This is a genomic window from Thermoleptolyngbya sichuanensis A183, assembly GCF_013177315.1.
GTDB classification, from domain to species: Bacteria; Cyanobacteriota; Cyanobacteriia; order Elainellales; family Elainellaceae; genus Thermoleptolyngbya; species Thermoleptolyngbya sichuanensis.
Window position 1 is genome coordinate 2,833,563 of sequence record NZ_CP053661.1, and the last position, 26,673, is coordinate 2,860,235.

A 26,673-nucleotide genomic window follows, 5' to 3' on the forward strand; every position below is an offset into this window, starting at 1 on the left:
TTCAGCAAGCTTGTTTGAACACTGAAGAACCCCCCTTCAGATTGCAAAGCCTGATGGACACTGGCACGGATTATTAAATTAACCTTGCTTCCCTCCCAAAAGCAGGGGACTCACTTCATAATCTACCTGGGGTATTCCCAGAAACCGTAAATTCACTTGAAATTGAACTCTTTTGAAATTTTTGAGAGGCCTAGACTATGGGTTGGCTAAGTAGACTATTCCCCGGCAGCAAAAAGCCTGCAAACGCTTCTGTTGCTCCTGCACCGGCTCAGGCGGGCATTCCCCCTGAAAAGGTTGGTCTGGATGGCGCGTTTGATGAGAGCGGTCTGGCAAAGCGTGTGGCGCTGGCCTTCGACGAAGATCCTCAACTGGACGATCTGGAGCGCCTGTGGGTAGCGCAGTTGGGCAGCAAGGTGGTGCTGAAGGGTGAAGTGCCCAACCAGGATTACTTGAGCCGTGCGGTGTCCATCGCTCGCGGCGTGAATGGAGCAACGGACGTGGACACCAGCCAGGTCAAAGTTGGCTAGGCAGGCGGTCTGCTGACTGCATTAGCACTGCATTAGCACGGCACGAGCTGCGATCGCCCTCAGATCGTGACTCACAACACAATTCCGACCCGGAGACCTTGCTATATCTTAGTCAGACGTTCCTTTCGAGAGCGCAATATCCGGGTCGGGGTAGGGTTTGAGGTGGCTTTTCCATCCAGAGTCCTGCTCCGTTTTCTTGAGAGGTTGTTTGAGCCTCTGTCTTGAGGTGCAAGTTTAAGCTGTGTCAGCTCCGGGCGGAGTGCCGCTGAAGACCGTTGAAGTAAGCAGTAAGCATAGACCTTTTACGTGAATCGTTGGGCGGCACCGCTGCTCAACGATTCACGCTCTCGGATAAAGCATTCATGCAAGAGAGCTAATGTGAAGTGACATGAAGTAAGTGGAAGCAAGGATGTGCTGTGTATCTTGTGGCGCATCCTTAACTTTTTGGAGTTGATTTGCTTGAATACAATCTGCTGAAATCCTGGACGACAGCTCTGTGTTGTCGGCTCGTAGTACATCGTGTTACATTGGTATTGAGGCTTAGCCTGAGCTGTATAGAAAATTTTGTTTGGAGGATGCCAGGTATGTCTGAGTCAGTATGGAACCTCGCTACACAGCTTTCATACAGGCTCTAGAGGAACCCAAACTCCAAACGATTGGATTTTCAAACGATTGGACTTGTCCTCTGTGAGCCTCTGATGTTTCACCTCTGATGGTTTGAACCATCACTTCAACGTTCAGAATCTCAGAATCACAGAGAAATCCAATGACAACTCAATTGACACTTCCAGCCTTGGGCTGGAGCGATCGCTTTGTGCCCCACTTTTCGCCGTATCGAGCAGCGGGTTATGTGCCTGCTCGCGTGGTTCAAGAGCATCGCGGCCGCTATCAAGTTTATTGCGAAACAGGAGAATACTCGGGTGAAGTCTCCGGCAAATTTCGCCATCTGGCAACGAGTCCGCGCAGCTTTCCGGCAGTAGGCGATTGGGTGGCGCTGGCGTTCGCCTCGCCAGACGGCATCGCTTCCTCATCAGACCGTCACGCGATCATCCACGCCGTGCTGCCTCGCCAGAGCGAGTTTGTGCGGAAGGCTGCTGGCAGCAAAACTGAGGAACAGGTGATCGCGGCGAACGTAGACACCGTGTTTCTCATGACTGGGCTAGACCACGACTTTAACCTGCGGCGGGTGGAGCGCTACCTGATGTTGGCGTGGGATAGCGGCGCACGGCCTGTGATTGTGCTAAATAAAGCAGATCTGTGTCCCAACCTGGGCGATCGCCTTGCTGAGCTAGAAGAGGTGGCGTTTGGTGTGCCGATCGTGGCCATCAGCGCTCTGCATGGCGAGGGCATCGATGCGCTCGTTTCTTACTTGCAACCGGGATACACCGTGGCGCTGCTTGGCTCCTCTGGCGTGGGCAAATCTACACTGACCAATAGTTTGCTAGCCCACGCTGCCCAGGCCACGCAAGCCGTGCGCGCCGACGACAGCCGGGGACGACACACCACCACCGGGCGATCGCTCTGTCTGTTGTCCTCTGGCGCGCTCTTGCTGGATACGCCAGGAATGCGTGAATTGCAGCCCTGGGCCACCGAAGACAGCCTCAGCCAAACCTTTGAGGATGTTGAAGCGCTGGCGACTCAGTGCCGCTTTCGCGACTGTCGGCATGAGCAGGAACCGGGCTGTGCAGTGCAAGGGGCGATCGCCAGCGGAACGCTTGACCCCAAACGGCTTGCCAGCTACCAAAAGCTACAAGGCGAGCTAGCTTATCTGGAACGGCGACAAGATCAGCAAGCCCAACTCGCCGAAAAACAACGCTGGAAGCAAATTCACAAACAACTGCGAAACCATCCCAAGCTGAGACAATAGTCCTTGAATGTGAAAAGCACCGTGTGGCAGTGCGGGAGTTACTTACTCAGGGTGAACCCGCACCGCTACTACGACGCTACGGCAAACCCCACATGTGCCTTATCTCATCTTGTTTCTTTGCTGCCAGTCCAGTCCATCCTAGCCCGCCTGCACGAGCCTTGCTGCGTATACCTTTTGGTAATAATCCTGATATTCAGCCGAGAGCAGCGGTTGCCACCAAGCGGCGTTGTCCAGGTACCACTGCACCGTCTTGCGGAGGCCGGTTTCCAGCGTTTCGGCAGGCTCCCAGCCCAGTTCGGTTCTGATTTTGGTGGCGTTGATGGCATAGCGGCGGTCGTGCCCCGGACGGTCTTTCACAAAGGTAATCAGCGAACGGGGTTCGGCGGGCAGGCTAGGGGCCAGTTCCGCCATCAGGTCACAGAGTTTGTGAACCAAGTCGATATTCTTTACCTCATTGTTGCCGCCGATGTTGTAGGTTTCGCCTGGTTTAGCCTGATGAATCACCGTATCCAGCCCCCGGCAGTGGTCGCCCACATACAGCCAGTCGCGGACGTTTTGCCCATCGCCATAGACGGGCAGCGGTCGCCCCATCAGGATATTGATGCACATCAGCGGAATCAGCTTTTCGGGGAAGTGGAACGGGCCGTAGTTGTTGGAGCAATTGGTAATCAGCGTTGGCATCCCGTAAGTGTGGAAGTAGGCCCGCGCTAGGTGGTCGCTGCCTGCTTTGGAGGCGGAATAGGGGCTGTTGGGCGCGTAGGGTGTGGTTTCGCTAAAGGCGGGGTCTTCGGGGTTCAGGCTGCCATACACCTCGTCGGTGGAAACATGAAGAAATCGGAAGTGGTCGGGCTGTCCCATACCATCCCAATACTGCCGAAACGCTTCCAGCAGCGTGAACGTTCCGACGACGTTGGTTTGCACAAACGCAGCCGGGCCGAGAATCGAGCGATCGACGTGGGATTCTGCCGCCAGATGGGCCACCATGTCGATCGCCTCTTCCCGCAGCAGCGCGTCAATCAGCGGGCGATCGCAAATATTCCCCTGCACAAACCGGAAGTTGGGATTTGCCTCCAGGGGTTCCAGCGTTTTGCGGTTGCCTGCGTAGGTGAGTGCGTCCAACACAACGAGGCGATCGCCCGGATACTGCTCAGCCCAGTGATAGACCAAGTTTGACGCGATAAAGCCAGCGCCGCCAGTGATTAAGATGCGGCGGGGGGTGCGGAGGGTGGAGGTCATAGGAGGGGTAAGAGATGAATTAGGTTGGGGAGTTCTTGGGATGCTTTGGGATGCCTAAGGTAAGCAGAGGTGAGATGGGATGAATCCCTTCCCTCAAGAGGAAACTACGCGATTCCCTACGCCAGGTCGATCTGGCAATCGTCGCCAATCATAAACCGCAGGGCTTTGGGCCGCTGGGGCGCAACGCGCAGGTTCGCCCGCTGACCAATGACGCTATCCACAATGCGCTGGTGAATGCCCACGATTTTTGCCTGTTGCAGGACAACACTGTGTTCCAGATCGGTCTCAACCAGCGTCACGCCATCGGCAATGCTGCTGTAGGGCCCGATGAAACAGTTTTCGATGTGGCAATGCCTGCCAATGGACACAGGGCCGCGAATGGTAGAGTTCACAATCTTGGCCCCTTCGCCGATTTCCACACGACCAGAAATTTGACTGCGCTCATCCACATCGCCGCGAATGCTGGACTGCAAGTAGTTGTCCAGAATCAGCCGATTGGCTTCTAGCAGGTCGTCTTTTTTCCCAGTGTCGAGCCACCAGCCCCGGAGCTTAAAGGCTTCGACTTTGTGATTCAAATCGATGAGCTTTTGGATAGCATCGGTAATTTCCAACTCACCACGGGCTGAGGGCTGGATCTGGGCGATCGCCTCGTGAATCTTGGGCGAAAACAGGTAAACCCCCACCAGCGCCAGATTAGACGGAGGCACTTTGGGCTTTTCTACCAAACGCAGGATGCGCCCGGTTTTATCCACCTCGGCCACGCCAAAGGCAGTGGGATTTGGCACTTCGCACAGCAGCGTCAGCGCGTCCAGCGTGTTGGTCTTAAACTGATCCACCAGTCCGTCCAGACAGCCTTCTACCAGGTTGTCGCCCAGGTACATGACAAACGGCGCGTCGCCCAAAAATGGCTGGGCGATTTTGACCGCATGGGCCAGACCCGCAGGCTGGTCTTGCAGGATGTAGGTAATCTGGGCACCAAACTGGCTGCCGTCGCCCGTTTTTGCTTTCACCTCGTCGCCCGTTTCGGGGCTGATAATGATGCCGATTTCCGTGATGCCGCAGGCGGCGATCGCCTCCAGTCCGTACCAGAGAATCGGCTTGTTTGCCACGGGAACCAGTTGCTTTGCGCCAGTGTAGGTCAGGGGACGCAGGCGCGTGCCTTTTCCGCCAGAGAGAACGATGGCTTTCATGGGGTCACCAGAGGTTGGGGATGAGAACGGTCGCGATTTTGGATTTTTGATTTTGGATTTTGGACTTGGATTTTAGAGGACGATTGGGTAGGGACGGAGGGTTCTAGGAATGACCGGGCACAGCGGCTTGCAGGTCAGCCAGCATTCGCCGCAGGCTTTGCCGCCAGTAGGGGAGAGAGTCTCCGAGCAGGGCAGCGGTCTTTTTGCCCGACAGCACGGAATAGGCAGGGCGGGGCGCGGGCAGGGGATATTCGTCGGTGGTGATGGGGACGACGCGCTGCACGGTGAGCGGATAGCCCAGGGCTTCGGCTTCTTCAAAAATGGCAACTGCAAAGTCGTACCAGCTAATCACGCCCGTATTCGTAACGTGGTAGATGCCGCCGATGGGGGCTGCGGGCGGAGTGGTGGAGGCATTGAGGGCGCGGACGGTGAAGCCTGCGATCGCACCTGCCAAGTCTGCGGCCCAAGTGGGGCTGCCGACCTGATCCGTCACCACGCGCAGTTCTTCGCGGCTGCTGCCCACGCGCAGCATGGTTTTCACAAAGTTTCCAGCGCCATACACGCCATAAACCCAGGACGTTCGCAAAATCATGTACTGATTGAGGCGATCGCCCAGCACGTCCTGAATTCCCACCTCTCCCAAATGCTTCGATTTTGCATACGCGCCGATGGGATTGGGCGTGTCGATTTCAAGATAGGGCGTATTCTTCGTACCGTCAAATACGTAATCTGTGGAAATATGAATGAGGGATGCACCTGTTTCCTTGCAGCATTCCGCCAGGATTTTTGGAGCTATGCCGTTAATGGTATTTGCCAGTTCCGGTTCCTGTTCTGCTTTATCTACCGCAGTGTAGGCAGCCGCGTTCACAATTACGTCCGGCTGGAGTTCGTAGATCGTTTGCTTGAGCGTGTCCGGCGCGGCAAGGTTCAAGCGAGCGCGATCGCACGCAATCACGTCACCAATGGGCGCGAGCGATCGCACCAGTTCTTGCCCCACCTGCCCAGTTGCGCCCGTGAGCAAAATCCGGCTCATGCAAACACCTCCGCCTCGCAGAACGGCGTGCCCGCTTGGTCTTTGGCAGAGAGAATCGGTTCGCCCTCCAGCGGCCAGGCGATCGCCAGATCGGGGTCATTCCACAAAATGCTGCGCTCGTGCTGCGGCGCGTAATAGTCCGTCGTTTTATACAGCACTTCCGCAAAATCTGACACTACCACAAACCCGTGGGCAAATCCCGGCGGAACCCAAAGCTGCCGCTTGTTTTCAGCGCTCAGTTCGCAACTCACCCACATGCCAAAGGTGCGCGATGATTTTCGCAAATCGAGCGCCACATCGAAGATCGTGCCCACGGTAACGCGCACTAGCTTTCCCTGGGTTTGCTGAATTTGATAATGCATTCCCCGCAGCACGTTTTTAGCAGAGCGGGAATAGTTATCCTGCACAAACCGAAGCCTTAGCCCAGTTTTGTCTTGAAAAACCTGCTCGTTGTAGCTCTCAAAAAAAAAGCCGCGACTGTCCCCAAACACCTTGGGTTCCAGGATCAGCACGTCGGGAATTTCAGTCGGAACGACGTTCATTCAAGCCTCTCGCATTTCACTCAGTTGCATTCACTCAGCGCGATCGCTCGCAATCCACTTGCCCGCACCCCGCACCCCGCCATCCTTAATTTATGTATCCCTATTCATGTCGCGGAGTCATGTGCGAATTACGCCAGCGCAGCCTTAGCGCAGCCCCAGCACAGACCTAGAGTGCCCGCTGAGCTTCGATTGTTAACGAATGCAATCTAGATTCAGTAAAGGTACGGGAAAAGGCGCGGTCAGCAGGGTTCGGAAAAAGATTAAGAAAAAATTAGCAACGGGTGAAGCTTTGGTAGATGTCGGCTAGCGCACCTGGGATCGGCTTCGCAATCCGTTACATGTAGCGGCAGATGTATTTCTATGACTGAATCTCTATGGCGCGGTCTCGCAGACGGGGCGGGTTCGTTGGGCTGAGGGAGCACTCCCTGGCCGGGGTTCGAGGAGTGATGCAGCGATGGATTAGACGGGCGCTTCCTGTAGGGATTGCTTTGCGAATCGCCCTACCGCTGGCAGGCAGCCTGTCGCTGGGTGGGCTGGGCGTAGGCAGCGCTGCGGAGCCGTCAGATAGGGCCGTGGAAGCTAAGGTAAGGCGGTTTGGAACCGAGTGCCCGGTGAATCGGCCCGTTGCCCAGGAAGCTGAGGTAGCGGGGCCTTTGGCGAGCAACGCTGGGGGGCATTCAGCGCCGTTGTTCTCCAGCGTGAGCGATATGCTGAGGGCACTGCCGCTGGCGGCTCCGTTTCCACAGATTCACCCACAGGCGCGGCTGGGGCGTGTGCCTGTGCTGATGTATCACGACGTGCTGCCTCGCAAAGAGGTGTTTTTTGATGTCACCCCGGCGGAGTTTGAAGCGCACCTGCAAGCCATTCGGGACAGCGGACTGACCCCGATTCATCTGGATCAACTGGTGGCGCACCTGGCCACGGGCGCACCGCTGCCACCGAAGCCTGTGCTGCTGAGCTTTGACGATGGCTATTTGGGGCATTACGAACACGTTTACCCGCTGCTGAAGCAGTATGGCTATCCCGGCGTGTTTGCGATCTACACGGGCAAGGTGGAGCGCAACTATGGGCGACCGGGGCTGACCTGGGCCCAACTGCGGGAGATGGCGGCCGACCCGCTGGTGGCGATCGCCTCCCACAGCATCACCCATCCCAAAAACCTGGCTGATTTGGACGACCCTGAACTGCGCTGGGAAGTGACGGAATCCAAGCGCATATTGGAAGAAAAGCTGGGCGTTTCGGTAAAGCACTTTGTCTATCCCGAAGGCAACTATGACGAGCGGGTAAAGGCAGCCGTGCGGCAGGCGGGCTATCGCTCGGCGCTGACCATGAGCAACCAAGTCGATCGGTTTGCTAACGAATCGGAGGATTTGCTGAGCATCGACCGCCTGGGCCAGTCAAAACTGTCGATGGCGATCGCCCAGGCCGACGGCGGCGCACCCTTGCCACCTCCGGGCAGCGCCTTCAACTTCACGGCTCCAGTTCGCAAGCGCCAGCTAGAGCTAGACGGCGTGCGGCTGGTGCTGTTTTCTGGCGGCCGCCCGGTAACGCTCCACGCCGACAGCCGCTATCAAGTGTCTGAAATTATCGCCAACACGCCCGCTGTTGCGGCGGTAGATGGTGGCTTCTTTTCGATGAAGTATCTCGATTCCAACGTCATGATTGGCCCGGTCTATAGCCAGAACACAGGGCAGTTTGTGCCGGGGAGTGCCTGGGATATTTCCAAAATCGGCGGCCGGCCGCTGGTGCTGGTTGGGCCTGCTGGCGTGAAGTTTGTCCCTTTCAATCCGCAGCAGCACAACACGCTGGCAGGCATTCGCAAGCTGATGCCCGACGTGACGGATGCCTTTGTGGCCGGGGCGTGGCTGGTGAAGGATGGAAAGGGGCGATCGCCCGCCTCCTTCCGGGATTTGTTTGGCTTCGACGTGCCCCGCCACCGGGCGTTTTGGGGCATCGACCAGGCAGGACAGCCCGTGGTGGGCGTGTCCAAGGAGCGGGTCGATTCGGTGGCCCTGGGCGAGCTGCTGAGTCGGGCAGGGCTGCGGGAGGTGGTGATGCTAGATTCGGGCGCAAGCGCGTCGCTGGCCCACGCAGATGAGCTGCTGGTGGACTATACGCCCCGCCCCGTGCCCCACGCCGTTGCGCTGTTTCCGCCCGTCGAAAGCGAGATGGCGCAGGGCTGTAGCGAACTTCCTGTGGCCAGGGCCGAGTCTGGCTGCAATGGGCGCGATCGCTGCCTGGATGCCCTTACCGCGTTTGTGCCGGGCAGTGCGCCGCTGGATTCGGTTCCTCGATAAGTCCCCTACAATTCCTGTCCCGATGATTCCTGGAATTTGTCATGACTCAACCTGCGACCTCCTCTTCACAGCCGACTGAATCGCCCAAGCCGCCCAAGCCGACGGTCTGGGTGCGCCCGCGATCCCTGGGCTGGCGCAGTGCGTTAACCAACGGGCGATCGCCCCATGCGTTGAAGCGATGGGTTGGGCGGTTCTGGCTGCCGCTGCTGCTGGGGCTGGGGGTTTTGCTGGGGGCATTGGGCCTACATTCGCTGGGGAACCCCTCAGTCTGGAATCCGCTGCTGCGCGTGGGTCGTCTACCCTGGCTAGAGATCCAGGCTGGCCAGACCGTGGGGCAACGGGAGAACCCAGGGGCGATCGCCCTCTCCACTTCAGCGAATCCTGCCGGAGATCTGACCGAAGACCGTGACGAAGGTCGGGCCCCCCGGCCGCTGCCCCGCTACGGACACTTCGCCTTTGCCGAAGCCGACCCAGCCGATCTGATGGTCGTCGCTAGCTATTCTCAGGACGTGGCCCAGCGGTTTGAGCAGTTGCACACCGACGCGGGGCTAGCACTGCTACAGATGATCGACGCGGCCCGGCTGGAGGGCGTGTGGATTGTGCCCGTGTCGGGGTTTCGGGACTATGAGCGGCAAACTCGCCTGTTTCGCATGAAAACCCATCAGTACGGCTCAGCAGAAGCAGCAGCACGGGCGGTGGCTCCCCCTGGCCACAGCGAACACCACACAGGCTATGCCATTGACCTGTCGGACGGGCTGGCGCGGGCGATGGACATCAGCCAGGCCTTTGGCAAAACGGCGGCCTATGCGTGGCTCACGCGCCGCGCGGCCGAGTTCGGCTTTGAGCTATCCTTTCCTGAAAATAATCCCCAGGGCGTGCAGTACGAACCCTGGCACTGGCGCTACGTCGGCACTCCGGAGGCGCGGCGGCTGTTTGAACCCGCCAAGTCTGAGGTCAGGAGCGTTGGTTAGAGGTTGATTTTGGATTTTGGAGTGGGGTAAATCAGCTTTTCACGGGGCGGATGAGGACGACGGGGGTTTGCTCATCGGCGTTTCCAGCGGGGTTGCTGATTAGCGCCTGGGTTAGGAACTCGTCGGTGAGTCCGGCGGTGGCGGCCAGCACTTTCACGGCTTTCAGGTCGTTCACATCGACGATTGCCGCCGCCAGCCCGGTTTCGCGCTTGATCTGGTCAACCACCTGCTGCGGATTTTCGGGCCCCAGCACGATGAACTGGTCGTAGGGCGGCAGTGTGCCCGTCACGTCGTCGATCAGTCGCGCCTGTTCGCCCGCAAGCTGGTAAAACAAGCCCGGTTTTTTGAGGAACTTTTTGGCGATCGCCCCCAGCAGAAACGCCCCCGCCACGCGCCACGGCCCGACGATATTCACCAGCGTTTGCATTCCGCAGGCCGTGGCCAGGCTGGAGGTGGGCAAAAAGTAGTAGCACAGGCGCTTGGCCAGCCAGCCGGGTTTGATTTCCGAGGGATGATGAAAGCGGTCTTGCATAATGGCAACGGGCGTTTCGCCAATGGTCACTACGTCGCCGGGCTGGGCGTGGGGCATGACGTAGCGCTTCACCACCGTTACGGGATCATCCAAATGTGTTAGCAGGTGGGTGCGAATGGGCAGTACGTCGGCAGCGGCGGTGGGTCGCCAGCGGTGCGAGTCTTCGCTGCTGGGAAACTTCAGCGGCACCATTACATGACGCACCTTGGGAATGCGTCCCTGGGGGCCGTAGGTGATGTAGTGAATCCGCACCCAGGCGGCTTGCAGGCTGCTGAGGTCGGGGCCTTTGATCTCCAGCGTTACTTCGGCATGGGTCGTCTTGCCAACTTTGACGATATAGCCAAACCAGTAGCCATCGGCGCGGGCGGGCGCGTCGGCGTGTTTCGGCGTGACCCAGATGCGGTGCGTGATGCCGTCGAGGGAGTCTTTGGAAAGCAGCGTCACCTCAGCTTCTACGTGGGGCACCATAATTTCTAGCCGCTCGGTCAGGTTGCGAAACTCCACATCGCCCACCAGCACGTAGCGATCCGGCTCGTAGACATCCAGGTTCCACTCGCCGGGAGTGAGTAACAGTGCATTGCCTGGACGACGACGAAACTGTGCTTCCCAGGCGATCGCCCCCAGTCCCACCAGCCCTGCTGCAATCCCCAATCCCGTTGTGATGATTCCCACGTCCGTCATGCTCCCAACTATCGCCCTTCAGACTCTTCAGACTATTACACCAGAAGACTACACCAGAAGACTGGACAACCCCGGCTCCTTGAAGCAATCGTCTTAGGTCAGAGATAAATTTACAAACCTTATTATTCTGCGTTAGGATGCACTCGGAATTCCTAATTTTTTAGTTTTTATAAAAGCTGTTATTGCTATCAACTGTCCCTAAATCTTCAAAGTCATAGTCGCAGAATCGTAAGTATCAGGTTTCCTGCGCCCCCTATTCCCTCCAGAATTCTCCAGCGCTGCAATCCACCTACGCTGCTTGGATTCTAGGATTTGGTAGACGGCGGATTCTTGCGTATTCTATCGGCTCAGTTGATGGTCGATTCATTAGCTCAAGCAATACGTTAAGCCTACTAGACTGAGCGCAAGCCTACACGGAGCAACTATGCAGAGATTGGTTGGAATTGAGCGGGCGTGTTTGATTGGGCATTTGGTGGCGATGGCGTTTGGGCTGGCGGGTCTGCTGCTGGTCATGCCCCATCCCGAATTTTTGACCCATGTGCCCGCTGGTCAAACGCTGTTTCGCTGGAGTATGGCGGGCGGCGGCGTGGTGTATATCCTGCTGGGGGCGATCGCCGTTTCGATTTATGCCTATCGCACGCTCGGTCTGCGGGCGTGGCTCACGTTCCTGGTCTGCTCTGTGGGGCTGTCCCTCACCAGCGAACTGCTGGGCACCAGCACGGGCTTTCCCTTTGGACACTACAGCTATCTCAGCGGCTTAGGCTACAAAATTAACGGTCTGGTTCCCTTCACGATTCCGCTGTCCTGGTATTACCTGGGGCTGTCGTCCTACCTGCTGGCGCGGGCAGGGCTGGAGACAGACAAGCCTACGTCTGGGTTTCTGACCATTGCGCGGGGAGCGGCGGCGGTGTTTTTGGGTGCGCTGCTGCTCACTTCCTGGGATTTTGTGCTAGACCCCGCCATGAGCCAAACCGCGATGCCGTTCTGGTATTGGCACCAGCCCGGTGCGTTTTTTGGAATGCCGTATCAGAACTTCGTCGGCTGGCTAGGCACGGGGGCGGTGTTTATGACGGTTGCGGTACTACTTTGGGGGCGAAACGTCGCCAAGCCTCAAGCAATCCAACTGAACTTTCCGCTGACGGTTTATCTGGGCAACTTCGCCTTTGCAATGGTGATGAGCCTCGCTTTTGGGTTCTGGATTCCGGTGCTGCTAGGCATTTTGCTGGGCGTGATTCCGGCGGTGCTGTGCTGGCGGCAGAGCTACCTGCTGAGTGAAAAATCGGCAGCCGCCGAAGCATCCATAAAGCCTTCAGTCCGCGTCGGAGTGAGTGCCAATTGAGCGATCTAAACCTGGCACCGTTGCAAGCTGATCTCACTGGCTGGCTTGGGGCGATCGGCCTCCTCCTCTTACTCACCCAACTTCCTGCCACGGCAATCCTGCTGACCCGCTTGCTCAGCGCCGCCCGTCGCACTGCGCCCCTGCATCCCCGAAGCGCAACGCCAGCTATGCTGGGCAGCGTCAGCGTCGTGATTCCCACGCTGAATGAAGCGCATCGGCTCCAGCCCTGTTTGAATGGGCTGACTCGCCAGGGCTATGAACTGCGGGAAGTGATTGTGGTCGATAGCCATTCCCAGGACGACACGGTGGATCTGGTGAAAGCCGTTGCCCAGCGCGATCCGCGATTTCGCGTAGTGTATGACGATCCGCTGCCTGCGGGCTGGGTCGGTCGTCCTTGGGCACTTCACACCGGCTATTTGCACAGTAGCCCCCACAGCGAGTGGCTTCTCGGCATCGATGCCGACACACAGCCGCAGCCGGGGCTGATTCCAGCATTGCTCCAGGCGGCTCAGGCAGAGCGGTATGACCTGATTACCCTTGCGCCGCGATTTATCTTGAAGCAGCCAGGGGAATGGTGGCTACAGCCTGCGCTGCTGATGACGCTGATCTATCGGTTTGGGGCGGCGGGGAGTCCGGCCGACGCGCCTGAGCGCACGATGGCGAATGGTCAGTGTTGCCTGATTCGGCGATCGCTCTTAGACTCCCTCAACGGCTACACCTGTGCCCGCCAGTCCTTTTGCGATGATGTGACGCTGGTACGCGAGGCGGCCCGGCGCGGCGCAAAGGTCGGCTTTCTCGACGGTTCCAGCCTGCTGAAAGTCCGCATGTACGAGGGCATGGGTGAAACCTGGCGCGAATGGGGGCGATCGCTCGATCTCAAAGATGCCAGCACCCCCGCGCAAACCTGGAGCGACGTAGCGTTTTTGCTTGCGGTGCAGGCGCTACCCTGGCTACTGGTTCCGGCTGTGCTAACGATTCTGGCAGTCCGTCCTACTGCTGCCTCGCCAACCCTCCTCGCCCTGCTAGCACTCAACCTCTGTTTGCTCCTGCTGCGCCTCGGCACCCACTTCGGCATCCGCTCTGCCTACGATCGCCCCGGCAGCCGCTTTCCTCTCGCTTTCTGGCTCTCTCCCCTCGCTGATCCGCTAGCTGCCCTCCGCATCCTCCGCTCTGCCAGCCGCAAGCCCACGCAATGGCGCGGCCGACGGTATGAGTAGACGGTATGAGTAAAGGTTTGAACGATCAAAGGTTTGAGGAATCAAAGGTTAAAGTGCTGGAATGACGCGGAGATCCTGAAATAACCAGCGGCGATCGCCCCATTGCCTTCCTCTATCTCTACCGCTCTTTCCCATGCTCAATTCCCTCGACACCATTACCCTTGGCATCCTTGGCAGCGGCATTGCGGGCCTTGCGACAGGTCTAGGCGCACTGCCCATTTTCCTATTTGAAAAAATTAGCAAGAACACCCAGGGCATCATGCTGGGCTTTGGGGCGGGCGTAATGCTAGCGGCAACGGCATTTTCTCTGGTGATTCCAGGACTAGAGGCAGCAATGGAGCGGGCGGGTAGCAACGCCTACGCTGCGCTGATTGTGTCGCTGGGCATCGGGCTAGGCGGACTCTTCCTCTGGCTGAGCCATCGCTATTTCCCCCACGAACACTTTTTCAAGGGGCGTGAGGGCAGCAGCGCCATGAACCTGAAGCGGGTGTGGCTATTTGTGATGGCGATCGCCATTCACAATTTTCCTGAAGGTCTGGCAGTCGGCGTAGGCTTTGGCGGCGACGATATTTCCAACGGCATTGCGCTAGCGCTGGGCATCGCCCTGCAAAACATTCCAGAAGGGCTGGTGGTTGCTATTTCGCTGCTGTCTGAAAATTACTCCAAGCCCAGAGCGCTATTCGTCAGCCTGCTCACAGGCCTAGTGGAACTGGTGGGTGGCATCTTGGGGGCGATGGCGGTTTCTCTGTTTTCAGCAATCCTGCCGCTGGCGATGGGCTTTGCGGCGGGCGCGATGCTGTTTGTCATCAGCGATGAAATCATTCCCGAATCGCACCGTCTGGGTTATGAAAAAGCCGCAACGGTCGGCGTAATAGTGGGCTTTGTGCTGATGATGGTGCTGGATGTGACGGTAGGATGAGGAGCGTTCGATAGTGGGGCGATGCCGCTCCACAAAAGCGAAGGTGCTGCATGGACTAACCACGCAACACCTCCCTACTAATTTGCAACTAATTTGCAACTCTAGCTACCAATCAACCGGGCATTAGCCAACCAAGCACTAGTAGCGATAGCCACCGCCATAGCTGTTGTTGCTACCGGGCTTGTGAACGATGAAGCTCATCACCTGGCACTGCTTAATGTTGTCAAACGCTACCACGCGAATGTAGCAGTTCGGGAACTCTGAGCGGCACTGCTGCACCTCATTCAGCACTTCCTGCGGAGAAGTCGCGTTGAACAGTGGCAGCTTCCACATCGTCCAATAGTGCATCTCAGCCGCAGAGTCTTCGTTGAACTCAATGCACGGGAAATAGCCCTGATCGAGGGTGTACTGGATTTGACGGGCGATTTGTGCGTCGGTCAATGGAGGCAGATAGGAAAAGGTTTCGTACCGGCGCTCTTTCGGTAAAGTCTTCATGGATTCCTCTATTCTTCAGACGTTGAATCTTGTTCTGGATGCGTACTGGTAGCACCGGGGTCAAGCTGCGTCATCCGCTCAAGCTGCTCACAGCGTCGCTCCGTATTCGCCTGCTGAATGCCTGTACGGAGCATCTCTGGCAGAAATTCGGCAATCTCCTCAGCAATATGTTCTCGCACAGTCAAGATCCGAAAGGCAAGGGCCTGATCCTCTTTGAACAAAGCCCGGAGGTAGGACTCGCTGTTTTCGATTCGTTCGCGGCGAGAAAATTCATGCAGCCGGAGGGCGCGGGGCGGATCAGTTTCACTAAGCTGAGCCATCACCGTCCGCATTGCCTGAAACGTCAGGTAGCTGATCAGCGTCTTGCTCGTCTCTTTGGCGATCTGTTTGAGATCCATGCAGTTGACCCCAAAGGGGTGAAAGGTTGAACTCTGAGGAATAAAGAATGAGTGCTAATACTTATACCCTCAATTCATGACTGAGAGCGTAAACCAAGCATCAATTCATTCCCTATTCCTCATCTGCCAGCCCTTCTCATCAGACGGTATCCACCGCCTCAAACTCGAACTTGATTTCCTTCCACAGTTCGCAAGCGGTAGCCAGCTCAGGCGACCAGCGGCAGGCTTCGCGAATAATGTCGCCACCTTCGCGCATCAGGTCGCGGCCTTCGTTCCGAGCTTGCAAGCAGGCTTCCAGGGCGACGCGGTTTGCCGTTGCACCAGGTGCGTTGCCCCAGGGGTGACCCAGCGTACCACCACCAAACTGAAGCACTGCGTCGTCGCCGAAGATTTCCACCAGCGCGGGCATATGCCAAACGTGGATACCACCGGAAGCAACTGCCATCACGCCAGGCATAGAAGCCCAGTCTTGGGTGAAGTAGATGCCCTTGGAAGGGTCGCGCTCAACGTAGTTTTCGCGGAGCAGATCCACAAAGCCAAGGGTAACAGCTTTGTCGCCCTCTAGCTTGCCCACCACGGTTCCGGTATGGATGTGGTCGCCGCCAGACATCCGCAAGCACTTCGCCAACACGCGGAAGTGCATCCCGTGGTTCTTCTGACGGTCGATCACAGCGTGCATGGCGCGGTGAATGTGCAACAGAACGCCGTTGTCGCGGCACCACTTGGACAGGGTGGTGTTGGCGGTGAAGCCTGCGGTCAAGAAGTCATGCATGATGATGGGCATGTTGAGTTCTTTGGCATACTCAGCCCGCTTGAGCATTTCTTCGCAGGTAGCAGCGGTCACGTTCAGATAGTGACCCTTAATTTCGCCCGTTTCAGCCTGAGCTTTGTGGATGGCTTCAGCCACGAAGGTAAAGCGATCGCGCCAGCGCTGGAAGGGCTGGGAGTTGATGTTTTCGTCATCCTTGGTGAAGTCTAGACCCCCGCGCAGACATTCGTACACCGCACGACCGTAGTTCTTCGCCGATAGACCGAGTTTGGGCTTGATGGTGCAGCCCAGCAGGGGACGACCATACTTGTTGATCTTGTCGCGCTCGACCTGAATGCCGTGGGGTGGGCCCTGGAAGGTTTTCAGGTAGGCTACGGGAATTCGCAAATCTTCCAGACGCAGGGCCTTCAGGGCTTTGAAACCGAATACGTTACCCACAATAGAGGTAAGCATGTTGGTGACAGAGCCTTCTTCAAACAGATCCAGCGGATAGGCGATGTAGGCAATGAACTGGTTGTCTTCACCGCGGACAGGTTCAATGTCGTAGCAACGACCCTTGTAACGATCGAGGTCAGTCAGCAGATCGGTCCACACCGTTGTCCAGGTACCGGTGGAGGACTCAGCCGCAACGGCTGCGCCCGCTTCTTCGGGCGGCACACCGGGCTGAGGGGTGACCCGGAAGGCGGCCAGAATGTCCGTGTCTTTGGGCGTGTAGTCGGGGGTGTAATACGTCAGGCGGTAGTCCTTAACCCCAGCCTGGTACCCAGCTTTTGCCTGGGTCTTGGTTTGCGAATAAGACATCGTTTCCCTTCCTGTGAATCACTGTTTTCAGAGCGTACAAAACCCTGCCCGTGTAAAACCTTACACAGGCGACATACCGCTAGCTGCACTCTCAGCGCGTACTCTCAGACGCAGCGGACTGGCATTAACAAAGTCTTTATGTTCAGGGCAAAGGGTTGAACAGACTTGACGTTGAGCGACCTGCAAACTGCCCTGATCACGGGTTCAAGACAAAATATATCAGGGAATGAAACCGATTCAATAAGCTAAAAGTTGAAACTTCTTGGCCTCTCAATAACCTGCATTTATATTTCTAAAGGTTCTTAACTATTTTTTAAGATTTTTGGAAGCAGAAAGTAATCGTGAATCCCTGGCCCGCTCTAGCTTCGCAGTGTACAAACGAGGCAGGCCAAAACCGGATGAGGACATCTGAGACGACAAGCCGTCTATTTCGTTACAACTCGTTATGATCGGGTGGGATATTGCTTCCCGCTTTTTCGTCCTGAAGCTCCAGCTTGACAATGCTGGGCGGTTAAATGATTCGGCTGAAGCATTTTGCGATCGCCCTCCTGCACTTCCTAGATGATGCAAGCCCCCTGCATTCCCCATGACGCATTCCCCCGCCAGCAATTTTTCCCCGTTTCCAGTGCCCGTGCAGCGGCGGCATCGAGATCCGTCTGGGCTGTGGTCGCGGGTGTGTTCGGGGTCGGTGGTGCTGCATATTCTGCTGCTGTTGGCGGTGCTGCCCTCGCTGAAGACTGCCGTTGAGCGGTCTAGAGGGGGAGGCGCGGCGACTCCAATTGAACTGATCGATGTGGGGGCGATCGCCCCAGATACCACTCCTGATCCCGCAACCGTGCCTGCCAGCCCTGTCGCCCCAGCCCCGGCTGAAGTGTCTGCCCCGCCCCCTGCTGCAACGCCAGCGCCGCCCCCTCTTCCGGTAGCCCCACCGCCTGCGCCCGCTGCCATCCCGCCTGCGGTGCTTGCCCCTGTGCCCGTGGAAACACCACCGCCTAGCCCGATCGCGCCACCTCCCGTGGTGTCACCTCCAACGCCCATCCCAACGCCAGCGCCCATCCCAACCCCCACACCACCGCCCCAGCCGCCGTCGCCCGCCCCAGTGCAGCCGTCGCCGTTCGTTCCGCCAGAGCCGCCGCCAGTTTTGGGGCGAGAGCCGTTGCCCCCTCCACGTCCTTTTCCTGACGCGGGATCGCCTAGCGAGTCCACTGAGCCACCCTTCCCCACACCGGGACAAACTCCGATAGGGGGCGGCAACCCGGTTAATAACCCCGGAGATGTGGCTGCGAATCCTGCCCCAGGCAGCGGCGCACCAAGCATCGACACGCCTGCCAGCGGCCCAGACTCTGGCACGGGAGACGACCTAGGCGAAGTGGTGATCGGTCGCCAGCCCACGCCCACCAGCCTGACGCTGAGCGTGGCCGCGGTGCGGTACCTCTCGCCTCAGGACACTGCTGACATCCCCGAAGACAATGCCGAACTGCTGACCAGCCGCATCAGCGTCCTCGCCGACCCGACTCAGCCCAACTCTTGCCCACTTTTTCCGGACAGTGTAGTGGGCTTTGGCGCTCCCGTGACGCTGCGACTAGCGGTTGAGGCAGACGGGCGTGTGTCTCGTGCGGAGGTGCAGCAGCCCGCGCCCACAAACTATGCTTACACGGAACTGGTGCAGTGCTTAGCACAGACGGGCTTGCAGTTTCGTCCGGCGCTGGATAGCGGGATTGCGCGTCCCAGTGACAATACGCTGGTGGAGGTGACAGTGGTGGGAGAGTGATGGGGCGGAAAGAACGAAGAACGAAGAACGAAAAACGAAAAACGAAAAACGAAAAACAGAACCTCTTTGTTCTTCTCTCTTCGTTCTTCGCTCTTTTTCTGACTACGCAACGACAACTTGCGGCAGCGGCTCTTGAACGGGGGGAAGGGTGCGGCCGACGATGGGGGCGATCGCCCTCACCTTTTCCACAATCGCCACCATGTCGTCTAGCGAGAGGGCCTGCCGCGCATCGGAGACAGATTTTTCGGGGTCTGGGTGGCACTCGATGATCAGCCCGTCGGCTCCAGCGGCGATCGCCGCCAAAGTGAGATTCGGCACCAGTTCGCGCTTTCCGGCAGCATGGCTGGGGTCTACGATCACGGGCAAGTGGGTGATTTGCTTCAGCGCCACAACTGCGCCCAGATCTAGCACGTTGCGCGTATAGGTGTCGAAGCTGCGGATGCCCCGTTCGCACAGCATCACGTTTGGATTGCCGTGCGCCAGGATGTACTCTGCGGCCATAACGAATTCCTCAATGGTGGCAGCTAGCCCCCGCTTCAGCAGGATTGGCTTATCGACGTGGCCCAGCGCCTTCAGCAGGTCGAAGTTTTGCATATTGCGGCTGCCGATTTGCAGCACATCAGCGTAGGCGGCGATTTCTTCGATTTGGGAAACGGCCATGACTTCGGTAACGACGGGCATTCCCGTGCGATCGCGCACCGCCGCCAAAATTTCTAGCCCCTCGCGCCCCATGCCCTGGAAATCGTAGGGCGAGGTGCGCGGCTTGTAGACCCCGCCCCGCAGCGCCTGCACACCCGCCACCGAAAGGCGACTGGCAACGGCATCCATCTGGGCGCGGCTTTCGACGGAGCAGGGCCCGCCGATGAGGAGCAGTTCTGACCCGCCCGCCGAAACCCGTTCGGAAATCTGAATAATGCTACTGTGGCTGGGTTCGGTCTTGAGGGTCAGCTTTGCTTTTTGCATGGGAAGAATCTCCTGGTTGAACGTAAAGGATGAGAAGAGAACTAGACCGTAAACGGGAGCGAACCAAAATCCAAAACCTAAAATCCAAAATCCAAACCCCAAAATCTAAAGTCCAAAACAAAAACCCGGAACCTCTAGAGGCCCCGGGTTGCACAATCGCGCATGACCAACTTACCCGGGGCATTCCCTGGTCCAAAAAAAGTAAAAGTAAAAGTAGCGGGACATATGGCTCATGGGTTTGAATGTAAGTTGGGGATGCAATGGATACTGGCTGCTTAAGAAAGACCGCTTAAAACGCAAAAACCGCAGAGGTTGCGCTCTGCGGTTCACCCAAGGTTCCAGGTCAAGCTGGACTCACCCCAGGTGAACCTTGCCATACCAAAAGTAAAAGTAGCGGACTTGAATCGACATAACAAAGCCTGATAGCTGCATGAGCAGGTTGCTCAGCACAAAATCCCTGAAAACGAATTGCTTGCAAGTTGAACTCATTTCAATTTACTGCTAACTGTAACGAAGTTTGCAAAACCTCGTCAACCCCCAGCCTGAGAAATTTTGCCAAATTGTCAGGGTTTTATAGCCAGGATTTAAGGCTGCTAGGGATGTTACCTTATGTAAAGAAACGCTGACGCGCATCGTGTTTCTTGCTCAACCTCCAATCTTCAACGTCCAACCCTGAACTATGACAGCGGCGATCGCCCTTCAACACGTCACTAAGGTCTATGGCAATACGCCCGTCGTCAACGACCTGTCTTTTTCGATTCAGCCGGGGGAAATCTTTGGGCTATTGGGGCCCAACGGCGCAGGCAAGTCCACCACGATTCGCATGTTGACTACGCTGACGCAGATGACGAGCGGGCGCATTGAAGTGGCAGGTTACGACGTGGCGCGGCAGCCCGTGCTGGTGAAGCAGCAAATCGGTGTGGTGCTGCAACAGATGAGCGTGGATGTGGATCTGACTGTGTGGGAAAACATGGAATTTCATGGGCGGATGCACCATATTCCCAATCCCCGCCGCCAGCGCGAAATTGACCGCTGGCTGGAGTATGTGGAACTGAGCGATCGCCGCAATGACCTGGTGAAAACCCTCTCCGGCGGCATGAAGCGCCGTTTGCAAATCGCCCGCGCCCTGCTGCACGAGCCGCGCATTTTGTTTTTGGACGAGCCGACCGTCGGACTCGATCCGCAAACCCGCCGCCGCCTTTGGGAAATCATCAAGGGGCTGAACCAGCAGGGCATGACGATTTTGCTGACGACGCACTATATGGAAGAGGTGGAATACCTCTGTGGCTCTAGCTTTGGCAGCTACGCCGTGCCAAACCACATTGGCATTTTGGACGGCGGCAAGCTGATTGCCCTGGGTACGCTGGAGGAACTGCGCCGCCAGCATGGGGAAGGGCTGGTGATGAAGCAAGCGGGCGATCGCTGGGATTACAAGTTCTTCCCTACGATGAGCGAGGCCCAGGCATTCTTTGAAGCACAGCCCCACAAAGCCGGGATGATGGTGCGTCCGTCCAATTTGGAAGATATTTTTGTGGAACTGACCGGACGCAATTTGGACTAGCTTCGACTCAGACTATTCCTCAAAGCATTCCTCAAGGCATTCCTCAAACCTCTTCTCAAACAAGCCCTTACTCAAGCCATTCCTCAAACCATTAGGGAACCAGCGCCAGACACGGCTCATCGTCTGGCACGCTGAGATCCACGCCCGGTTCACACAGATCCTCCGCCAAGGCCATTTCTATAGATTCAGTGTCGCGGATGGCTTGTTTCACCACCTGGCGGGCATCCCAGCCCTGGTCAATCAGCCGCAGCCAGCGCTGGGCCTCGTTGCCCTCCCGCAAAATCTTGTGGATCGGCTGGAGGAAGCAAGCAAAGCCGTGCTGCTTGGCCGTGGGCAGCGTTTCTTCGAGCAGCAGGTTCACCCAGTCCTGTGCCCGCAGCATCCGACCGTCTTGCCAGTGGCGCAATTCCGCCTCCAGACTGTTTTGCGCGGCAGCGTCTTCATTGGCATCGATCAACGCGACTAAATCTGTCGCCCGCGTCACGCTGGGCAGGTCGCTTTGCACCAGTGGGTCGAGGTCGGGGTTTTCCATCACTTGCATGATCCGGGCTTCTAGCAGGGCGCAGATCGCCAGCAGCGCCACCGGGTCGCTCACTAGATCGCAGATGCGGAGTTCCAGTCGGTTAAGGCAATAGGGACGGCGATCGCCATTGGGGCGCACCGAACTCCACAGGTGGCGCACGTTTTGCATAGTGCCCAGCTTGAGCTGTTCATCCGTCCAGCGGATGTAGTGGGCGTGGCTTTCAAACAGGGGCACTTCGCGGGGCGTTTTGGGAAATACGCGCCAGCGGCTGGAATGATTGCCCGTCGGCTGACCGTCTAGAAACGGCGAAGCGGCACTCAGCGCCAAAAACAGCGGGGCCTCGGCGCGGATCAGGCGGCAGGCCCGCATCAGCACCTCTGGATCAGCAATCCCCACGTTGATATGAACGCTGGCCGTCACAACCGTCGTGCCGTAGGTGCGCTCAATAAAGCTGTGATAGGGGTTGCCCGGATCGGAGCGGTGAAACTGGTCGCTGCCGCCCAGGGCCAGGGTGCTGCCCGGAATCAGGGTGTAATTGCCCAGCCGCTTCAGAAACGACCGCAGCCGCAGACGGGGGCGCACCAATTCGCACAGCAGCCGCTCATATCGGCAGAGTGGCGGGGTGGTGTATTCCACGTTGCGCGTGTCTGGCTCTCGCACAAACCCGTCCAGGGCAGCCACAATCTTGTCGGAGAACCCCACAATGTCGCCATCGGGCGTGCCTGTGTACATCTCGATTTCAAAGCCCTTCGACAGCATTGGGTCTGCTCCCAGCGTAATGTTCTTGCGTACTTTCCTCAGTTTAGGGGTTTGGGGTTCGGGGTTGGAGAGTCGGCCCAGAGTTTTCGGACTAGACCATACTGCTGCCAATCTTCAAAACCCCAAATCTGGCGGGATGGGGCGACTGGCGGGAAAGGGAAAGAGGCGCTGAAACTCTTGGTCGCGATCGCCCAGAGTTTCATAAAAGAAAAAGGCCACCCCAGCATAGTGGCGATCGCGCGTTTCCCTCACCTGCCGCTGAATCAGGCGAATCGGCGTGATGCGCCCCCTCAGCCCCGCCAAAATGCCAATACTGACAGGCAGATACTCCCGCGCCACTTGCACATCTGGTCGGTCTAGCTCCATCTCGAAGCGCCCCATGTCATTGCGATAGACCTGCACGATTAGCTCATCGACCAGGCCGCGCCGCTCCCAGGTTCCCCAGTCTTGCAAGTAGCGCTCGTAGGCAAACTCACGGGGATTGGGCGATAGGGAAATAATCGCGTCGGGGTTTCGCGCCTTCACCTCGGCCACGATGCGGCGAAACAGGCGAGTGATGTGGTTGGCTCGCCAGCGCACCCAGGCGGGGTCTTCGGGGTCGGCGGGCGGATCTGCGCCGTTGTGTTCTGCCCGATAGAGCGCCACGGTGTAGGGGTCATAGCCCATTTCCACGGGCATCCCAAAGTGGTCATCTAGCTGGATGCCGTCTACCCGATAGCGCTCTACTACTTCCGCCAGCAGATTCACCATAAAGTCCTGCACGCCAGGATGGGCTGCGTTGAGCCAGACGCGGGGTTCGTTGCCCTGCATCCAGACCTGCGTGCCGTCCTGCCGCTGGGTCAGCCAGTCGGGATGCTGATCCGCCAGTTCAGACCCCGCCGGAGCCATCAGCCCAAACTCAAACCAGGGAATCACCGCCATGCCCAGACGGCGACCTTCGACGACGACCTCGCCCAGCATGTCGCGCCCCTGCAAGCCGGGATAGGGATCGAGGGCAACGCCGAAGGTTGCTTGGGCAGTGGGGCTGGGGTAGAGGGTGTAGCCGCCGTTCCAGACGGTGGGATAAACCGTGTTGAAATGCAGGCGAGACAGGCGACGCAGCCCCACGACGAGGTTGCGGCTGGAAAACAGCACCTCGCTGTCGATATTGGTGAGCCAAACCCCGCGCAGTTCGACGGGTCTGAGATGGCTGGTGGGGTTTGCCTGGGCGGAGGTGGTGATTCCCAAAAGGGCGATCGCCCCTGCCAAAGCTGCTCGATATCCCCGTTGCCAGTGTTTCCAGCCGTTGCCCATAGGTGCTGTCTCTTCGAGTCTTTGAGTCGTAGATGGGGTGGGTGAATTGGAAAATCTTGCAGAATCCTACCGCAGGTTTACTTTGCGTCCATCCAGTTTTGCCCCGCGTGCATTTCCACCTTGAGCGGCACTTTCAGGTCAACGGCAGACTCCATCGCAGCACGGATTTGCGGCTGCAAGTCCTCCCACTCGTCGGGATGCACTTCAAACACCAGTTCATCATGCACTTGCAGCAGCAGGTTGGCCTGGCGACCCGTCAGCAGCTTGTGCAGTCGGATCATGGCGAGCTTGATGATATCGGCGCTAGACCCCTGGATCGGCGCGTTGGCGGCGGCGCGAAGCAGTTGGGCATCGTATTGGTCGCGCAGGCGAATTTTATTGATGTCGATCTCGCTGGGGTTTTGTCCTCGCAATGCCTTCAGGCTCTCGCTGCCAAAGTTGAAATAGCGGCGGCGACCGAGGATGGTTTCCACATACCCACGGGCGATCGCCTCTTGCTGCATCTGTTGCAAATAGCGAAACACGCGCGGATAGCGCTCATAAAAGCGCTCGATAAACGTCTTTGCCTGGGCCTGGCTAAAGCCCGACTCTCGCGCAAACCGCTGTGCCCCCATGCCATAGATCACGCCAAAATTAATCGTCTTGGCCATGCGCCGCTCGTCGGGGGTCACCTTGTCCTTTTCAAACAGCAGCCGCGCCGTCAGCGCATGGACATCTTCGTTGTTCTGATAGGTTTCAATCAAGATTGGTTCTTCGCTCAGGTGCGCCAGGATGCGGAGTTCAATTTGGGAGTAATCCGCCGCCACCAGCAGCCAGCCCTCTGCCGGAATAAACGCCTTGCGAATCTGGCGGCTAAACTCCGTCCGCACCGGAATGTTCTGCAAGTTAGGATTCGACGACGACAGCCGTCCCGTCGCCGTAATCGTCTGGTTGAAGTCGGTATGCACCCGCTGCGTATCAGGGCGCACCAAGCTAGGCAGCGCGTCTACGTAGGTCGATTTCAGCTTCGACAGGGTGCGATGTTCTTGGATTAAATCCACCACCGGATGGTCGCCCTGGAGCTTTTCCAGCGTAGACGCATCCGTAGAGTAGCCTGTGGCCCGCTTTTTGGACTTGCGCTTGTCCAGCCCCAGCGTGTCAAACAGCAGCACGCTCAGTTGCTTAGGCGACCCCAGTTTAAAGGTTTGCCCCGCTGCTTCGTAGGCCTGCTCCTCGATCCGCTTCAGGTCTTGCTCCAGGGCTTTGGAAAACGCGTTGAGATAGTCTTGGTCGATGCGAACGCCTGTGTATTCCATCTCCGCCAGCACGGGTTCGAGCGGCTGCTCCACCGTTTCCAGCAGTTCCGTCTGCCGAGGAATTTGCGCCAGTTCTGCCCGCAGCTTGGGGACGAGGTGAAACACAGAGTAAACATCCGTGCCGCAGTAATTGGCGACCTTGGGAATGGACACCTCCGCAATGATTTTGCCCTTGGGCACCAGATCGTCGTAGCTCTGGGCGTTTAGGTTCAGATACTTGCGCCCCAGATCGGTTAGATTATGGCTGCCTTCGGGGTTCAGCACGTAGCTGGCCAGCATCGTGTCAAACACCACACCCGCCAGGTGAATGCCCTGACAGCGCAGAACCAGCCGATCGAACTTGGCATTTTGCAGGGCTTTGGGATAGTCCGCACTCTCCAAAATCGGGCGCAGCGTCTCCAGCACTATTGCCGCGTCCAAGTTTGTTCCCTGGGCGTGCCCGGTGGGAATGTAGGCCAAGTCTGCCTCGCCCGGCCCCCAGCAGCAGCCAATTCCCACCAGCATGGCATCGCGGGGTTCCAGGGCGGTCGTTTCCGTGTCCCAGGCGACGGGCGCGGCGGGGTCAGTGCAGGCTTGCAGCGTGTTCACCAGGGCCCTCAGCTTGTCGGGCGTGTCGATGATTTGCGGCTGGACGGGCGTGGTGGCGTAGCCCTGGAAGGTGGCAGTGTCTTCGGCGCTAAAGAACCAGAGATCGTCGTCTTCGGAGGGGGCTGGGGTGCTGGAGCGCTGGAGCGCTGGGGCGGCGCTTGGGGCACTCGGCTGCTCGGTCGCGCCATCGCCAGAAAACTGGCTGTGAAGCTTTTGCAAACGGTTAAGGAAGGAGCGGAATTCGAGTTTTTCTAGGAGCGGGACGACTTCGGCATCGTCGAAGGCTTGCAGCTTGCAGTCTTCTGGGCGGAGGGCAAGGGGCACGTCTAGGTGAATTTGCGCTAGGTATTGCGAATGCAGGGCAGCATCGCGGCCCTCTTCTAGCTTTTTGCGGACGGCGCTTTTGATGCGGGGGTCGTCGAGGTGGCTATAGATTTCTGCGAGGGAGCCAAAGTCGGTCAGCAGAGAAACGGCGGTTTTGTCGCCGATGCCCTTGACCCCAGGAATGTTGTCAGAAGCGTCGCCGCAGAGGGCTTTGTAATCCACTACCTGCTGCGGCGTGATGCCCATTTTGTCTTTCACCTGCTGCGGGCCGAACTCGCGGGGCGGCGGCGTGCCTTTGCCGAAAGTGGTGCTGAGATAGAGGACGGTCAACTGCTCGTCGTCGATGAGCTGAAACAGGTCGCGATCGCCCGTCAGCACCTTCACCCGAAAGCCGTCGGCCACTGCCTTGCGGCTGAGGGTGCCGATTACGTCGTCGGCTTCGTAGCCTGGAACCGCGATCACGGGCAGTTTCAGCGCCTGCAAGAGTTCCTGCAAGTTGGACAAATCGGGCAGAAAATCTTCTGGCGCGTCGGGCCGTCCTTCTTTGTAGGTCTGGTCGGCTTCGTGGCGATAGGTCGGCTCACCGGGGTCAAAGGCGATCGCCACATAGTCCGGCTTTTCCTGCTCCATCGTGTCCAGCAGCGCCTTCATAAACCCGAAGGAAACGCTGGTGGGGATGCCCGTTTTGGTTCGCAGCCCGCCGTCGCGGTTTTTGGCGTGGGCGTAGTAAGAGCGGAAGGCGAGGGAGTGGCCGTCAACCAGGAGGAGCGTGGGCATGGGGT

21 protein-coding genes are annotated in these 26,673 nt (G+C 58.0%); 9 read left to right on the forward strand and 12 right to left on the reverse strand.

All coding sequences use genetic code 11. The features are described from left to right. The first annotated feature begins 197 nt into the window (after positions 1-197). Positions 198-527, forward strand: coding sequence for a BON domain-containing protein (locus HPC62_RS11885; protein ID WP_172355915.1), 330 nt, complete (start codon positions 198-200; stop codon positions 525-527). Between the two features lie 778 nt (positions 528-1,305). Continuing rightward, positions 1,306-2,394 carry a ribosome small subunit-dependent GTPase A gene (gene rsgA / locus HPC62_RS11890; protein WP_172358914.1) on the forward strand — a complete coding sequence of 363 codons (1,089 nt, stop codon included), beginning with the start codon at positions 1,306-1,308 and terminating at the stop codon, positions 2,392-2,394. A gap of 138 nt (positions 2,395-2,532) precedes the next feature. On the opposite strand, the gene rfbB is transcribed toward rsgA, so the two are convergent. From rfbB to rfbC, 4 genes are all read right to left on the reverse strand, one after another. After that, positions 2,533-3,630, reverse strand: a complete 1,098-nt coding sequence (gene rfbB, locus HPC62_RS11895) for a dTDP-glucose 4,6-dehydratase (protein WP_172355918.1) — start codon at positions 3,628-3,630, stop codon at positions 2,533-2,535. Between the two features lie 116 nt (positions 3,631-3,746). Next, entirely contained in the window at positions 3,747-4,820 is a 1,074-nt protein-coding gene (locus HPC62_RS11900; protein WP_172355920.1) for a glucose-1-phosphate thymidylyltransferase, read from the reverse strand. A 103-nt stretch (positions 4,821-4,923) separates the two neighbouring features. Beyond that, on the reverse strand, positions 4,924-5,853 hold the full coding sequence (rfbD, locus tag HPC62_RS11905) for a dTDP-4-dehydrorhamnose reductase (RefSeq protein ID WP_172355922.1): 930 nt from the start codon (positions 5,851-5,853) through the stop codon (positions 4,924-4,926). Next, positions 5,850-6,395, reverse strand: a complete 546-nt coding sequence (gene rfbC / locus HPC62_RS11910) for a dTDP-4-dehydrorhamnose 3,5-epimerase (RefSeq protein ID WP_172355924.1) — start codon at positions 6,393-6,395, stop codon at positions 5,850-5,852. The genes rfbD and rfbC overlap by 4 nt, the downstream gene beginning before the upstream one ends. Positions 6,396-6,883: 488 nt before the next feature. Between rfbC and HPC62_RS11915 the strand changes: the two genes are divergently transcribed. Continuing rightward, the gene (locus HPC62_RS11915; protein WP_225910540.1) at positions 6,884-8,692 is read left to right on the forward strand and encodes a polysaccharide deacetylase family protein; all 1,809 of its coding nucleotides are present in this window, start codon (positions 6,884-6,886) and stop codon (positions 8,690-8,692) included. Positions 8,693-8,733: 41 nt separating this feature from the next. Next, a complete protein-coding gene (locus tag HPC62_RS23120) occupies positions 8,734-9,663 on the forward strand; it encodes a M15 family metallopeptidase (RefSeq protein ID WP_205369582.1) in 930 nt (309 codons plus the stop codon). A 31-nt stretch (positions 9,664-9,694) separates the two neighbouring features. Here HPC62_RS23120 and HPC62_RS11925 read toward each other — a convergent pair whose 3' ends face one another. Beyond that, positions 9,695-10,876 carry a F420-0:Gamma-glutamyl ligase gene (locus HPC62_RS11925; protein WP_172355929.1) on the reverse strand — a complete coding sequence of 394 codons (1,182 nt, stop codon included), beginning with the start codon at positions 10,874-10,876 and terminating at the stop codon, positions 9,695-9,697. Between the two features lie 424 nt (positions 10,877-11,300). Between HPC62_RS11925 and cruF the strand changes: the two genes are divergently transcribed. From cruF to HPC62_RS11940, 3 genes are all read left to right on the forward strand, one after another. Beyond that, a complete protein-coding gene (cruF, locus tag HPC62_RS11930; RefSeq protein ID WP_172355931.1) occupies positions 11,301-12,215 on the forward strand; it encodes a gamma-carotene 1'-hydroxylase CruF in 915 nt (304 codons plus the stop codon). After that, on the forward strand, positions 12,212-13,432 hold the full coding sequence (gene cruG / locus HPC62_RS11935; protein WP_225910541.1) for a 2'-O-glycosyltransferase CruG: 1,221 nt from the start codon (positions 12,212-12,214) through the stop codon (positions 13,430-13,432). Before cruF ends, cruG begins: the two co-directional genes overlap by 4 nt. A 133-nt stretch (positions 13,433-13,565) precedes the next feature. Beyond that, entirely contained in the window at positions 13,566-14,351 is a 786-nt protein-coding gene (locus tag HPC62_RS11940) for a ZIP family metal transporter (RefSeq protein ID WP_172355933.1), read from the forward strand. Between the two features lie 138 nt (positions 14,352-14,489). Here HPC62_RS11940 and HPC62_RS11945 read toward each other — a convergent pair whose 3' ends face one another. The 3 genes from HPC62_RS11945 to HPC62_RS11955 all read right to left on the reverse strand — a co-directional run bounded on the left by HPC62_RS11945 (position 14,490) and on the right by HPC62_RS11955 (position 16,814). Then, complete coding sequence (locus HPC62_RS11945; RefSeq protein WP_172355935.1) at positions 14,490-14,846, reverse strand: ribulose bisphosphate carboxylase small subunit; 357 nt, start codon at positions 14,844-14,846, stop codon at positions 14,490-14,492. Positions 14,847-14,854: 8 nt separating this feature from the next. Beyond that, positions 14,855-15,244 (reverse strand): RuBisCO chaperone RbcX, encoded by a 390-nt coding sequence (gene rcbX, locus HPC62_RS11950; protein WP_172355937.1) that lies wholly within the window; start codon positions 15,242-15,244, stop codon positions 14,855-14,857. Between the two features lie 139 nt (positions 15,245-15,383). Further along, positions 15,384-16,814 carry a form I ribulose bisphosphate carboxylase large subunit gene (locus tag HPC62_RS11955; protein WP_172355939.1) on the reverse strand — a complete coding sequence of 477 codons (1,431 nt, stop codon included), beginning with the start codon at positions 16,812-16,814 and terminating at the stop codon, positions 15,384-15,386. A gap of 586 nt (positions 16,815-17,400) precedes the next feature. Here HPC62_RS11955 and HPC62_RS11960 point away from each other — a divergent pair. Then, positions 17,401-18,585 carry a hypothetical protein gene (locus HPC62_RS11960; RefSeq protein ID WP_172355941.1) on the forward strand — a complete coding sequence of 395 codons (1,185 nt, stop codon included), beginning with the start codon at positions 17,401-17,403 and terminating at the stop codon, positions 18,583-18,585. Positions 18,586-18,687: 102 nt separating this feature from the next. On the opposite strand, the gene aroF is transcribed toward HPC62_RS11960, so the two are convergent. Beyond that, positions 18,688-19,548, reverse strand: coding sequence for a 3-deoxy-7-phosphoheptulonate synthase (aroF, locus tag HPC62_RS11965; RefSeq protein WP_172355943.1), 861 nt, complete (start codon positions 19,546-19,548; stop codon positions 18,688-18,690). Between the two features lie 679 nt (positions 19,549-20,227). Here aroF and HPC62_RS11970 point away from each other — a divergent pair. Further along, positions 20,228-21,109 (forward strand): ABC transporter ATP-binding protein, encoded by an 882-nt coding sequence (locus HPC62_RS11970; RefSeq protein ID WP_172355945.1) that lies wholly within the window; start codon positions 20,228-20,230, stop codon positions 21,107-21,109. Between the two features lie 91 nt (positions 21,110-21,200). Here the strand turns inward: HPC62_RS11970 and gshA are convergent, their stop codons facing one another. The 3 genes from gshA to polA form a co-directional block, all read right to left on the reverse strand. Beyond that, complete coding sequence (gene gshA / locus HPC62_RS11975; RefSeq protein WP_172355948.1) at positions 21,201-22,391, reverse strand: glutamate--cysteine ligase; 1,191 nt, start codon at positions 22,389-22,391, stop codon at positions 21,201-21,203. 114 nt (positions 22,392-22,505) lie between these two features. Further along, a complete protein-coding gene (locus HPC62_RS11980; RefSeq protein WP_172355950.1) occupies positions 22,506-23,684 on the reverse strand; it encodes a glycoside hydrolase family 10 protein in 1,179 nt (392 codons plus the stop codon). A gap of 77 nt (positions 23,685-23,761) precedes the next feature. Continuing rightward, positions 23,762-26,668 (reverse strand): DNA polymerase I, encoded by a 2,907-nt coding sequence (polA, locus tag HPC62_RS11985; RefSeq protein WP_172355952.1) that lies wholly within the window; start codon positions 26,666-26,668, stop codon positions 23,762-23,764. Positions 26,669-26,673: the final 5 nt, after the last annotated feature.

Excerpts from the sequence above, each read along its gene's own strand:
- HPC62_RS11885 (WP_172355915.1), top strand. The coding sequence starts at position 198 with ATGGGTTGGCTAAGTAGACTATTCCCCGGCAGCAAAAAGCCTGCAAAC.
- rfbB (WP_172355918.1), bottom strand. The coding sequence starts at position 3,630 with ATGACCTCCACCCTCCGCACCCCCCGCCGCATCTTAATCACTGGCGGC.
- HPC62_RS11900 (WP_172355920.1), bottom strand. The coding sequence starts at position 4,820 with ATGAAAGCCATCGTTCTCTCTGGCGGAAAAGGCACGCGCCTGCGTCCC.
- rfbD (WP_172355922.1), bottom strand. The coding sequence starts at position 5,853 with ATGAGCCGGATTTTGCTCACGGGCGCAACTGGGCAGGTGGGGCAAGAA.
- rfbC (WP_172355924.1), bottom strand. The coding sequence starts at position 6,395 with ATGAACGTCGTTCCGACTGAAATTCCCGACGTGCTGATCCTGGAACCC.
- HPC62_RS23120 (WP_205369582.1), top strand. The coding sequence starts at position 8,734 with ATGACTCAACCTGCGACCTCCTCTTCACAGCCGACTGAATCGCCCAAG.
- HPC62_RS11925 (WP_172355929.1), bottom strand. The coding sequence starts at position 10,876 with ATGACGGACGTGGGAATCATCACAACGGGATTGGGGATTGCAGCAGGG.
- cruF (WP_172355931.1), top strand. The coding sequence starts at position 11,301 with ATGCAGAGATTGGTTGGAATTGAGCGGGCGTGTTTGATTGGGCATTTG.
- HPC62_RS11940 (WP_172355933.1), top strand. The coding sequence starts at position 13,566 with ATGCTCAATTCCCTCGACACCATTACCCTTGGCATCCTTGGCAGCGGC.
- HPC62_RS11945 (WP_172355935.1), bottom strand. The coding sequence starts at position 14,846 with ATGAAGACTTTACCGAAAGAGCGCCGGTACGAAACCTTTTCCTATCTG.
- rcbX (WP_172355937.1), bottom strand. The coding sequence starts at position 15,244 with ATGGATCTCAAACAGATCGCCAAAGAGACGAGCAAGACGCTGATCAGC.
- HPC62_RS11955 (WP_172355939.1), bottom strand. The coding sequence starts at position 16,814 with ATGTCTTATTCGCAAACCAAGACCCAGGCAAAAGCTGGGTACCAGGCT.
- HPC62_RS11960 (WP_172355941.1), top strand. The coding sequence starts at position 17,401 with ATGACGCATTCCCCCGCCAGCAATTTTTCCCCGTTTCCAGTGCCCGTG.
- aroF (WP_172355943.1), bottom strand. The coding sequence starts at position 19,548 with ATGCAAAAAGCAAAGCTGACCCTCAAGACCGAACCCAGCCACAGTAGC.
- HPC62_RS11970 (WP_172355945.1), top strand. The coding sequence starts at position 20,228 with ATGACAGCGGCGATCGCCCTTCAACACGTCACTAAGGTCTATGGCAAT.
- gshA (WP_172355948.1), bottom strand. The coding sequence starts at position 22,391 with ATGCTGTCGAAGGGCTTTGAAATCGAGATGTACACAGGCACGCCCGAT.
- HPC62_RS11980 (WP_172355950.1), bottom strand. The coding sequence starts at position 23,684 with ATGGGCAACGGCTGGAAACACTGGCAACGGGGATATCGAGCAGCTTTG.
- polA (WP_172355952.1), bottom strand. The coding sequence starts at position 26,668 with ATGCCCACGCTCCTCCTGGTTGACGGCCACTCCCTCGCCTTCCGCTCT.